Here is a 12,000-nt window from a genome sequence, read left to right on the forward strand (position 1 = left end):
TAGCTATACGGATGGGCGGCGCGACACTATGGCGGGCGAGCGCGGGCGTTCAGAATCTTGCCGCCCGGCCGGGCGGTCTTCATCCCAATGTCCGGCGGCGGCTCGGAGCACGGCGCTCAGCGTGGCGCCGCTGCTGCGGTCCGCTTCGCCATGGCGGCCTTGGCGGCTGCCGCCCTGGCGATGGTCTGGGCGCCGTCCCAGCCACCGGCGGGCGCCGGCACATTGACTGCGTCGTCCGGCTGCGGCTCGACGGTGAAGGTCTGGATCGCGAGCTTCGCGGCGGCGAGCGACTGGGCATCGAGCCGCTTGGCGACATCGTCGCGCTTGCGGCCGGCATCGGCATCGCCCTGTGCCGCCGCGAGGCTGAACCATTTGTAGGATTCAGCGAGGTTCTGTTCGACCCCGATGCCGCGGGCATAGAGAATGCCGAGATTGTACTGGCTGTCAGCCACACCGCGCTCGGCCGCCTTGCGGAACCACTGCGACGCGCTCTTGTAGTTCGCGCCCTTGCCGCCGCCATCGGCGTCGAGCACCGCGAGATTATGCATCGCCTTGGCGTTGCCGCGTTCGGCGGCGACGACATAATAGCGGCGCGCGATGTCGGCGTCCTTCTTCACGCCGAGGCCCTTCTCGTAGAAGGTGCCGAGACGAAACACCGCCGGAATGAGTCCGGCCTGCGCGGCGCGGTCATACCATTTCGCCGCTTCCTCGTAGTTCGCGGCGATGCCCTTGCCTTCGGCGAAGCGCACGCCGACCTCGTAGGCCGCCGTCGGGTCTCCCTTCAGGGCGGAATTGCGCAGCGCCAGCCCGCCGATGCCGTCGGGCAGCTTTTCGGACGTCGGCACCTGCACGAGGCCGAGCTTCTGGCCGTTGGCCGCGGTCGGCACCGTGCCGGTGACGTCGGGCGCGGCGGCAGCGGCTGCCTGCTTGTCGGTATCCTGCGGGATCGCGAGCATCGCGATGGTCTCGGCCTCGGTCGGCATCGACCTGTTGTAGGACTGACGGTCCATCGGCGTCGGCGAGGTCAATGACGGGACGCTCTGATCCGGTGTCGCCGGCCGCGGCGAGAGGCTCGGTGTCGCCGACGGCATCTGTGCGCGCGGCGCCTCACCTTGGCTCTCCATCGGGGTGATCGGCGGTGGCGTGCTGCCGGAGTCGAGCAGCGACATCGCGAATTTGAAGGTGCCGAGCACGATCACGACGACGCTGGCGCCGACCAGCAGCGAGCGGATCTTCGATCCGATCGTCGAGACCTCCTCGTCGCCTTCAGCCGTGAGGGCGACCGTCGGCTTGTCCTTGATCTTGGCCTTTGCAGCTTCCTTTGGAAGGTCCTTGACGGCTTCCTTGGGGGGCTCCTTGGCCTTCGGCTTGTCCTTCTTGGCCTTGTCCGCCTTCTTCGCGTCGACCGGCTGGGCTGCGGCTGCCGCCTGGGCGGCCCGGCGGGCCGCCGCGATGAAGCTCGAGGTCGAAACCGGTTCGCGCTTGCCGGCCGGAAGCTCGCTGAGCGCATCCTCGGAGGCCGCGATCCGTTCCGCAGGGGAGGCGGTGCGGCCGAGCGGACGCGTACCGGGCTCCAGCGGATGATCCGGCGGCAATTCGGGGACGATGGGGGTCGGGCGCGCCGCCTGGGCCGCGTGGGGCTCCAGGATCTCGGCGATCGCCTTGGGCGGGATCGGCGGTGGAGGCGCGGCCGGGGCGGCCGCCGCATGGAAGTCGCGCGGCGCTGCCGCGAAGGCCGCTTGGTTGGCAGCCGGGCTCACGATCTGCGCCGAAGGCTGCTCGGTCGCCGGGTTCGGCAGTTCGGGCCGATAAGCCGGTTCGGGCCGGGCCGGCTCGGCATAGGTCTGCGGCGCAGGCGCGCGCGCCGCCGGCATCGGCGCCTCGATCGGGGGAGCCAGAATGGCGGCGGGTTGGCTCGAGGTCGCGCGCACATTGCGCAGATCACCCTCGATCATGGCGAGCCGGTCGACGACGTGGCCGAGCGTATTGTGGACCGCTTCCAGCGAGTCCTGGGTGTTGCGATCGGTTTCGGTCTGGCTGAAGCGGATATCCGACAGCTCGCGCTTGACGACGTCGATCAGGCCGCCGTCCTGCGACGTCTCGCGTTGCGACCTGCTCTCGGCGAGTGCGGCAAAGGTCGCCTGCTGACGCTCCAGATAGCGCAGGATGTCCTGCAGCCCGTCCTCGACGCGGGTCATATTGCCGCCGCGCGGATCGTTGGCCGCCTCGAGCCGCTCGAGCAGGAAGCTGATCCGCTGCTCGAGATGGGTGATCGCCGACGAGCCGTCATTGCCGACCTGCAGCCGGTCGATGCGGTCCGACAGGCCGCGCAGCGCGTCCTCGATCTGGGCGGAATTGTCAGGTGCCGCGGCGGGCCGCTCGCGATTCTCCAAGGTCGAGGTCAGTGCCGCGATGCGCTGCTCGAGCGCCGCAAACGAATCGTGGAAGGAGTCGTGCGTGTCGCGGGCCTGCGTGACCTGGTCGACCTTCGAGGACAATTGCCGCAGATCGTCCGAGAGCCGCTCCAGCGCATCGTTGGAGGCGACGTTGGCCACGATCGCGCGCAAGGCAGTGATCGCGCTTTCGAGCTGCTGCACCGTGCCGGGGTCGTCATTGGCGCGCAGGATCAGATCGAGCTTGGTCCCGAGATTGCGAATCGCCTCGTCATAGACCGCGAGCTGCTCGGCCGGCTTCAGCGAGCCCACGACCTCGCGAATGTCCGTCAGCGCGCGTTCGATGCCGGCCAGCGCATGGCCGTCGACGCCGCTCTGGCGGTTCTCGTCGATGCGGCGCGACAGCGAGCGGATCTCGTTCTCGAGCGATTCGATCGCGCGCCGCGGCATTGCCTCGGTGATGGCGTGGCGGATCTCGGCGAGGTCGTTGCGGAAGCCGGCGATCGACTGTTCGATGCCGTCCTCAGGCCGCTGCAGCGACTCGATCTGGCTCGTGATCTTGAGGAGGTGGCGTTCGAGCTGCGAAAAATCCGGGCCGGGCGCGGCGGCCGGCGGTGGCGTCATCAACGGTGCCGCGGCGGGAGTCATCGCGGGAACGGTCGGCGGCGCCTGATGCGACGGCAGGGCGCGCGCATTGTCGAGCTCGCTCTGCCGGGCGCTGATCTCGGCGACGGCGATGTCGAACGCGCCGGGGTTCAATGGTTGAGCCGGGCGATAGAGCTGCGACGCCGCGCGCTCCACGCCGTCCGGTCCGCGGTAGCGCTCCTCGGTGGCCGATTTGCGCAGCGGCGTCGAGATCTGCGACAGGCGGGCATCGAGCCGGGAAATGGCCTCGTTGAGCTGACGGGCGACGCCCTGCTCGTCGCGGGGCGTGTCTTTGCGCGCGACCGGGCGCGACATCTGCTCGATCTGGCGGGCGATGGAGTCGAGCCGCTGATGAATGTCGGTGACTTCACGGGCATCGCGATTCGCCGGCGGCGTGGCGCGCGGCGGATAGCTGCTGCGGAAATCGGGCGGAGCAGATGCTCCGAGCGTGGAGTTGATCCAGTCGTTCAGCGTCATCCCGGCGCGCTGCGCCGCGGCCTCGGCCCTCTCGCGGACGGTTGGGTCGATGCCTTCATTACTCCACGGTACGCGCGAATTCATGTCTCGTCCGGTTCCGCTTCCAGCGCTCCACCCAGCGCCTCCAGCCTCCCCACGCGTCCCGGATTAGAAGATGAACGGAACCGCGCAGATCGTCTGCTCCAGGTCCGGACTTTTGGCTTTTACGGTAAATATCGGGTTAAGTTTACCATCGTCACCGTCATAAGTTTTGCAGGCGCACGTAAGCCCGGCGCATCAGCCCGCAGTTTCCCGTGAGGGGGGATCGAGCGGCCGCACGCTGCCGCTGTTGGAGATGGCCGACAGGGCGGTGATCGCCTCCTCGCACCATTCCGCCACCATGCGCTCGTGACGCAGCCCGAGGCGCAGATTGAGCAGCTTGCCCATGTCGGCCGGCGCAACGCTGCCGTCCGCATAATGCTTCTTGAGGATGCGATCGTAGCGCTCGGCGCGGTCGCGATGATGTTCGAGCCGCGCCATCAGATCGGCCCGGATCGGAGCGATGTCGGCCGCGCCCAGCGCATAGAGACGAACCAGGAGATCGTCCTTGACCGAGGCCGGCGTACTCGGCCGTGCCGCCCAGCTGCGGAAGGCTGCGCGCCCTTCGGGCGTCAGCGTGTAGACGAGCTTGTTCGGCTTGCCGGTCTGCACCACCTCGCGGCCCTGGATATAGCCGCGATCGCGCAGTCGCGACAATTCGCGATAGATCTGCTGATGGTCGGTCTTCCAGAAGAACCCGATCGAGGAATCGAAGGTCTTGGCGAGCTCGTAGCCCGTCATGGGATGTTCGGTGAGGCAGGCAAGGATGGCGTCGCCGAGGGCCATGGCCGGAAACTGCTCCCGTTTTTCTGATCGTTGTCTGCCCCGTTCCACGCTTGACATTATGCACACTGACGCATATGCGTCAATGTGCATATGGGGTGGTTGTGGTGCTGGCCTGTTCCACCCCGAGGAGACGCCCAATGACAAAGACCGGCCTCGACGGATGGTACGGCTATATGAGGTCTCACGATCTCGGCGGGTTGTGGGAGCTCTTGCACCCGGACGCCGTGTTCGAAAGTCCCGTCGTGCATACCCCGCAGCGCGGCCGCGACATCACCTTCAAATATCTCGCGAGTGCAGAGAAAGTCTTAGGCGGTCCCGGCTTCAAGTATGTCGGGGAGTGGCGTAACGCCACGGGCGCCGTGCTCGAATTCGAGAATGAGATCGAAGGCATCAAGCTCAACGGAGTCGACATCATCACCTTCGATGACGCCGGTCTGATCACGCATTTCAAGGTCATGGTGCGCCCGCTCAAGGCGATCAATCTGCTGCACCGCCTGATGGGCGAACAGCTCGCCGCCATGAACAAACCATCGTGACGCGACCACCGGCCGCAAAGCTACGGCTGCCGCAAGCCCTTAGAACTCGCTACAGTCCGCGGCCTGCATTGCCCGCCGCGTCCGCCAAACATTCCGTCTGAAACTTCAGCCTTCCTGCCGGAGACGCCGATGCCCATCTACAAAGCCCCCGTGGAAGATGTGACCTTCCTGCTCAACGATGTGTTCCAGATCGATCGCTACGACAATCTGCCGGGCTTCTCCGATGCCTCGGCCGACGTCCGCGAGGCGATCATCGGCGAAGCCGCCAAGCTCGCCGAGGAGGTGCTGCAACCGCTCAATCGCGTCGGCGATCTCGAAGGCTGCAAGCGTCACGATGACGGCAGCGTCACCACGCCGAAGGGCTTCAAGGAGGCCTATAAGCAGGTCGCCGAGGGCGGCTGGCTCGGCCTGTCGGCGCCGACCGAATATGGCGGCCAGGGCCTGCCGGTGACGCTGAGCCAGACGGTCAACGAATTCCAGTGCTCCGCCAACATGGCGTTCTCGATGTATGGCGGCCTCACCATGGGTGCGACCGCGGCGCTGATCGTGCATGGCAGCGAGGAGCAGAAGAAGACCTACGTGCCGAAGATGGTGGCGGGCGAATGGACCGGCACCATGAACCTGACCGAACCGCATTGCGGCACCGATCTCGGCCTGCTGCGCACCAAGGCGGTGCGCCAGGCCGACGGCAGCTTCAAGATCTCCGGCACCAAGATCTTCATCTCCGCCGGTGAGCATGATCTCGCCGACAACATCATCCATCTCGTGCTCGCCCGCATCGAGGGTGCGCCGGCGGGCATCAAGGGCGTGTCGCTGTTCGTGGTGCCGAAATTCCTGGTCAATCCGGACGGCAGCGTGGGGCAGCGCAACGGCGTGACCTGCGGCTCGATCGAGCACAAGATGGGCATCCACGGCAATTCGACCTGTGTGATGAACTACGACAATGCCACCGGCTGGCTGATCGGCGAAGAGAACAAGGGCATGCAGGGCATGTTCGTGATGATGAACGAGGCCCGGCTCGGCGTCGCCGTGCAGGGGCTCGCGCAGTCCGAGGTCGCCTATCAGAACGCGGTCGCCTATGCGCGTGAGCGTATCCAGGGCCGTTCGCTGACCGGGCCCAAGGCGCCGGACAAGGCCGCCGATCCGATCATCGTGCATCCCGACGTGCGCCGCACGCTGCTGTCGATCCGCGCCTTCAACGAGGCCGCGCGCGCCATGGTGGTGTGGACCTCGCTGAAGAGCGACGTCGCCCACCGCTCGCAGGATCCGAAGGACCGCCAGGCCGCCGACGACCACATGGGTCTGATGACCCCGGTCATGAAGGGCTACATGACCGACATGGGCTTCGCCAATGCGGTCGCCGCGCAGCAGATGTATGGCGGCCACGGCTACATCGCCGAATGGGGCATGGAGCAGTTCGTGCGCGATGCGCGCATCGCCATGATCTACGAGGGCGCCAACGGCATCCAAGCGCTCGACCTCGTCGGCCGCAAGCTGCCGCGGGACGGCGGCCGCGCCGTGATGGCGTTCTTCAACGAGGTCGGCAGCTTCGCCAAGGAGCAGGGCGGCCATGATGCGATGAAGCCGTTCGTCGCGCCGCTGTCGACCGCGCTCGGCCATCTGCAGCAGGCCACCACCTGGCTGATGCAGAACGCGATGACCAAGCCGGACAATGCCGGCGCCGCCGCGACCGACTACATGCATCTCTTTGCGCTGGTCACCTTCGGCTACATGTGGGCGAAGATGGCCAAGGTGGCGCAGGACAAGATTGCCGCGGGTGACAGCTCGACCTATCTGACCACCAAGCTGGTGACGGGCCGCTTCTTCATGGAGCGCATCCTGCCCGAGACGGCGGCGCATCTCGCCCGCCTGCAGGCCGGCTGCGCGACTGTGATGGAACTGCCGGCGGAAGCCTTCTGAGGACGAGACGAGAGCCGATGCGTCGCGCGCCGGCCCTCGTCGCTACTGACAACACATGAAGATGACCAGATGAGGAGGGCGTGATGCCTGAGGCCTTTATCTATGACCACGTACGGACTCCCCGCGGCCGCGGCAAAGCCGACGGCGCGCTGCATGAGGTGACCGCGCTCGCGCTCGCCACCGTGCCCTTGAAGGCGCTCAAGGACCGCAACAACATTCCGGAAGATGCCGTCGATGACGTCGTGCTCGGCGTCGTCGACCCCGTCGGCGAGGCCGGCTCCGACATCGCCCGTTTCGCCGCGCTCAATGCCGGCCTTGGCGAGGCTGTCCCGGGCGTGCAGATCAGCCGGTTCTGCGCCTCCGGCCTCGATGCCGTCAACTTCGCGGCCGCGCAGATCATGAGCGGCCAGCATGAGCTCGTCATTGGCGGCGGTGCGGAATCGATGAGCCGCGTCGGCATCGGCGCCTCCGGCGGCGCCTGGCCGATGGATCCGTCGATGGCGGTGCCAGCCTATTTCATGCCGCAGGGCGTCTCGGCCGACCTGATCGCGACCAAATACGGCTTCTCGCGCGACGACGTCGACGCCTATGCGGTGCAGAGCCAGCAGCGCGCCGCCAAGTCCTGGGAAGAGGGCCGCTTCGACAAATCCGTCGTGCCGGTCAAGGACATCAACGGCCTGACCATCCTGGCCAAGGACGAGCACATGCGCCCGTCGACGACGATGCAGTCGCTGGCGCAGCTGCAGCCGTCCTTCGCGGCGATGGCGCAGATGGGCGGCTTCGACGCGGTCGCGATCCAGTCGCACCCGGAGATCGAGCGCGTCAACTACGTGCATCACGCCGGCAACTCCTCCGGCATCGTCGACGGCGCCGGCGCGGTGCTGCTCGGCAGCAAGGAGGCGGGCGAGAAATACGGCCTGAAGCCGCGTGCGAAAATCCGTGCCTTCACCAATATCGGCTCCGAGCCGGCGATGATGCTGACCGGCCCGGTCGACGTCACCGAGAAGCTGTTCGCGCGCACCGGCATGAAGGCGTCGGACATCGACCTGTTCGAGCTGAACGAGGCGTTCGCCTCGGTCGTGCTGCGCTACATGCAGGCGTTCGAAATCGACAAGGACAAGATCAACGTCAATGGCGGCGCCATCGCGCTCGGCCATCCCCTGGGCGCCACCGGCGCGATGATCCTCGGCACCGTGCTCGACGAACTCGAGCGCACCGGCAAGGCGACTGCGCTTGTCACGCTGTGCATCGGCGGCGGCATGGGCACCGCGACCATCATCGAGCGGGTCTAAGCCGTCATTGCGAGCGAAGCGACGCGTCCGCCGAAGCCATCTTGGGCGTAGGCGGAAGCAATCCAGAGTCCGACCCGAGCCCTGGAATGCTTCGTCGCTTCGCTCCTCGCAATGACGCGCAACGAACAAACGTAGGGTGGGCAAAGCGAAGCGTGCCCACCGCCTTCTTCATCCACACTGTGGGTGGGCACGGCGCAAGGGCGCCTTTGCCCACCCTACGAATACAGGACAACGCCGCGCCGACCGGCTGCTGGCACCGAGGGAGCACCACATGGCCTTCAAGAACTTCAAACTGGAAACCGATGCCGACGGCATTGCGCTGATCACCTGGGACATTCCGGGCCGTTCGATGAACGTGCTCGACGAGACCTCGACGAATGAGCTCGAGGCTCTCGTGAAGGAAACCACCGCCGATGCCGCCATCAAGGGCGTCGTCATCACCTCGGCCAAGGAGGCGTTCTGCGCCGGCGCCGATCTGTCGATGCTCGAGGGCATGAACCGCCTCTATGCCGACGTGCTGAAGAGCAAGGGCGAGGAAGCCGCCAACCAGATGCTGTTCGACACCAGCCGGCGCTTCTCGCAGATCAACCGGGCGATGGAAACGTCCGGCAAGCCGTGGGTCGCCGCGATCAACGGCCTCGCGCTCGGCGGCGGCTTCGAGATCACCCTGTCGTGCCACTACCGCGTTGCGGCCGAGAATCCGAAGACGCGGCTCGGCCTGCCCGAGATCAAGGTCGGCCTGTTCCCCGGCGCCGGTGGCACCCAGCGCGTGCCGCGCATCGTGCAGCCGCAGGACGCCATGAACCTGCTGTTGAAGGGCGAGGCGCTCACGCTCGACAAGGCCAAGGCGCTGAAGCTGGTCGACGCGATCGTGCCGGCGGCGGATCTCATCAAGGCGGCCAAGGACTGGATCAAGGGCGGCGGCAAGGCGGTTCAGCCGTGGGACGAGAAGGGCTTCAAGCTGCCCGGCGGCCCAGTGTTCTCCAAGAACGGCATGATGATGTTCCCGGCCGGCAACGCCATCTACCGCCGCGAGACCTACGACAATTATCCGGCGGCGCGCGCCATCATGAGCTGCGTCTATGAAGGCCTGCAGTTGCCGATCGACGCCGCGCTGCGCGTCGAATCGCGCTACTTCACCAAGATCCTGCGCTCGAAGGAAGCCGCGGCCATGATCCGCAGCCTGTTCCTGTCGATGCAGGAATTGAACAAGGGCGCGCGTCGCCCCGCGGACGTGCCGGCGACCAAGCTCAAGAAGATCGCCGTGATCGGCGCCGGCTTCATGGGCGCCTCCGTCGGCTACGTCTCGGCCCGCGGCGGCCTCGATGTCGTGCTGATCGATCGCGACCAGGAGAGCGCCGACAAGGGCAAAGCGCATGCGCAGAGCGTGATCGACGGCCTGGTCAAGAAGGGCCGCGCCAAGCCAAGCGAGGCCGAGGCGATCATGGGCCGCATCACCGCGACCGCCGACTACGCCGCGTTGAAGGATTGCGACCTCGTGATCGAGGCCGTGTTCGAGGACCGCAAGGTCAAGGCCGAGACCTACGCCAAGGCACAGGCCTATCTGAAGGACGGCGCGATCTTCGCTTCCAACACCTCGACCTTGCCGATCACCTCGCTGGCCGAGGAGTTCAAGGACCAGGGTCGCTTCATCGGCATCCACTTCTTCTCGCCGGTCGAGAAGATGATGCTGGTCGAGATCATCATGGGCAAGGCGACCGGCGACGTCGCGCTGGCGACCGCGCTGGACTATGTCCGCTCCATCGGTAAGACCCCGATCGTGGTCAACGACTCCCGCGGCTTCTTCGCCAATCGCTGCGTGATGCGCTACATCGCCGAGGGCAACGAGATGTTCCTCGAAGGCGTGCCGCCGGCGCTGATCGAGAACGCCGCCAAGATGGCCGGTATGCCGGTCGGACCGCTGTCGCTGTCGGACGAGGTCGCGCTCGACCTCGGTCTGAAGATCATGAAGGCGACCGAGCACGATCTCGGGCCCAACGCGATCAACCAGGACCACAAGAAGCTGATGGTCGAGCTGGTCGAGAAGCAGGGCCGCTTCGGCCGCAAGAACGGCAAGGGCTTCTACGATTATCCCGAGAAGGGCAAGGGTCAGAAGAGCCTGTGGCCGGATCTGGCCAAGCTGCAGCCGAAGCATCTCGATCCGGATACGCTGGATGTCGAGGAGCTGAAGCAGCGCTTCCTGGTGGTGCAGGCGGTGGAAGCCGCGCGCACCGTCGAGGACCATGTCATCACCGACGTGCGCGAGGCCGATGTCGGCTCGATCCTCGGCTTCGGCTTCGCGCCGTTCACCGGCGGCACGCTGTCCTATATCGACTTCATGGGGACAAAGAAGTTCGTCGAGCTGTGCCACACCTTCACGGCGAAATACGGCTCGCGCTTCGCCCCGCCGAAGCTGCTGGAGGAAATGGCCGCCAAGGGCGAAACCTTCTACGGCCGCTTCCCGCCGAAGAAGGCGGCGGCCTGACGATTGCGGCCTGCCTGATGAAGTCTCGATAGCACCGCATCGACGGTGCGCTCCCCTCCCCGCAAGGGGGAGGGGAGTTTACTGACTTCGCGGCTGAATGATCGCTTCTTAAAGGTCTGGCCAGCTCACCGCGCCTGCATCAGCCCTTCCTTCGCCAGCGCCTCCTGCACCTTCGGCCGGGCGGCGACGCGGTTTTTGTAGGCGACGAGGTTCGGCAGCGCCGACAGGTCGAACTTCATCCGGTCGGCCCAGGTCAGGATGGTGAACAGATAGCCGTCGGCGACCGTGAACTGGCTGCCCATCAGGTAATCGCGCCCCGCGAGCTGGCTGTCGATATACTTGAACTTGCCCATCACGCGGTCCTTGAAGAACGCCTTGGCGTCGTCGGCGAGCACCGGCGAGAACAGCGGGCCGAAATTCTTGTGCAGCTCCGAGGTGATGAAGTTCAGCCATTCCAGCAGCTTGTAACGCTCGCCGCTGTTGCGCGCGGGAGCGAGCTGCTTGTCCGCAGCCTGGTCGGCGATGATCTGGACGATGACCGGTCCCTCGGTCACGATGTCGCCGCTCGGCAGCCCCAGGGCCGGTACCTGGCCCTTCGGATTGACCTTAAGATAATCGTCGCCATTTTCCAGGGTCTTGGCGCGGAGATCGACCTTCACGAGGTCGTAGGGCAGGCCGGCCTCGAGCAGGGCGATATGGGGTGAGAGCGAGCATGCGCCGGGTGAATAATAAAGCTTCATCTTGTATTCCCTCCGTGAGACCGTTGTTTTTCGTGGAACCGGGCTTCACACACGGCCCTTAAATGCACTTGCATGGAATAGTCAAGATTGATGCAGCTGCATCGAATGCGCTAGAACGAGGACATCGAGAATACGAGCCGGCCCATGAAACGCAAACCATCGACCGAGGCGACCGCCGCCTGGATCCGCCTGATGCGGGTCCAGAGCCGGGTGCTGGACGCCGTCGAGCAGGAGCTGAAAAAGGCCGGTTTCCCGCCGCTCGCTTGGTATGATGCGCTTCTGGAGCTGTCCCGCGCGCCGACCGGGGAGCTGCGGCCGGTTGAGCTCGAACGGCAGATGCTGCTGCCGCAATATTCAACCTCGCGGCTGATCGACCGTCTCGTCGATGAAGGCCTGGTTGTCCGGCGCGAATGCAAGATGGACAAGCGCGGCCAATTCGTGGAGATCACGGAGGCGGGGCGCGAGCTGCAGAAGCGGATGTGGTCGGCCTATTCGGCCGCGATCGAAAAGCATGTCGGCTCCAAGCTGTCGGATGCCGACGCCGCCAAGCTCTGCGCGCTGCTCGATCGGCTCGGCTGCTCCTGCGGTCAGGCCGTTCCCTATTCTGCCGGAGAGGGCGCGTCGACCCGATGAGTTACTCGTACCCTT

8 protein-coding genes are annotated in these 12,000 nt (G+C 65.8%); 5 read left to right on the top strand and 3 right to left on the bottom strand.

Translation table 11 applies throughout. The annotated features are described in order from the left end of the window. Positions 1–116: 116 nt before the first annotated feature. Complete coding sequence (locus BBTA_RS03805) at positions 117–3,599, bottom strand: tetratricopeptide repeat protein (RefSeq protein ID WP_012041125.1); 3,483 nt, start codon at positions 3,597–3,599, stop codon at positions 117–119. 192 nt (positions 3,600–3,791) lie between these two features. Continuing rightward, positions 3,792–4,379 carry a PadR family transcriptional regulator gene (locus tag BBTA_RS03810; RefSeq protein WP_012041126.1) on the bottom strand — a complete coding sequence of 196 codons (588 nt, stop codon included), beginning with the start codon at positions 4,377–4,379 and terminating at the stop codon, positions 3,792–3,794. Between the two features lie 137 nt (positions 4,380–4,516). On the opposite strand from BBTA_RS03810, the gene BBTA_RS03815 reads away from it, so the two are divergent. From BBTA_RS03815 to BBTA_RS03830, 4 genes are all read left to right on the top strand, one after another. Further along, positions 4,517–4,915, top strand: coding sequence for a nuclear transport factor 2 family protein (locus tag BBTA_RS03815; RefSeq protein WP_012041127.1), 399 nt, complete (start codon positions 4,517–4,519; stop codon positions 4,913–4,915). A gap of 129 nt (positions 4,916–5,044) precedes the next feature. Then, the gene (locus BBTA_RS03820; protein ID WP_012041128.1) at positions 5,045–6,835 is read left to right on the top strand and encodes an acyl-CoA dehydrogenase C-terminal domain-containing protein; all 1,791 of its coding nucleotides are present in this window, start codon (positions 5,045–5,047) and stop codon (positions 6,833–6,835) included. Between the two features lie 83 nt (positions 6,836–6,918). Continuing rightward, on the top strand, positions 6,919–8,127 hold the full coding sequence (locus BBTA_RS03825; RefSeq protein ID WP_012041129.1) for an acetyl-CoA C-acetyltransferase: 1,209 nt from the start codon (positions 6,919–6,921) through the stop codon (positions 8,125–8,127). A gap of 271 nt (positions 8,128–8,398) precedes the next feature. Next, on the top strand, positions 8,399–10,612 hold the full coding sequence (locus tag BBTA_RS03830; RefSeq protein WP_012041130.1) for a 3-hydroxyacyl-CoA dehydrogenase NAD-binding domain-containing protein: 2,214 nt from the start codon (positions 8,399–8,401) through the stop codon (positions 10,610–10,612). A 125-nt stretch (positions 10,613–10,737) separates the two neighbouring features. Here BBTA_RS03830 and gstA read toward each other — a convergent pair whose 3' ends face one another. Continuing rightward, the gene (gstA, locus tag BBTA_RS03835) at positions 10,738–11,352 is read right to left on the bottom strand and encodes a glutathione transferase GstA (RefSeq protein WP_012041131.1); all 615 of its coding nucleotides are present in this window, start codon (positions 11,350–11,352) and stop codon (positions 10,738–10,740) included. Positions 11,353–11,496: 144 nt separating this feature from the next. On the opposite strand from gstA, the gene BBTA_RS03840 reads away from it, so the two are divergent. After that, entirely contained in the window at positions 11,497–11,985 is a 489-nt protein-coding gene (locus BBTA_RS03840) for a MarR family winged helix-turn-helix transcriptional regulator (RefSeq protein WP_012041132.1), read from the top strand. Positions 11,986–12,000 lie beyond the last annotated feature (15 nt).

The sequence above is a fragment of the Bradyrhizobium sp. BTAi1 genome (assembly GCF_000015165.1).
GTDB classification, from domain to species: Bacteria; Pseudomonadota; Alphaproteobacteria; order Rhizobiales; family Xanthobacteraceae; genus Bradyrhizobium; species Bradyrhizobium denitrificans.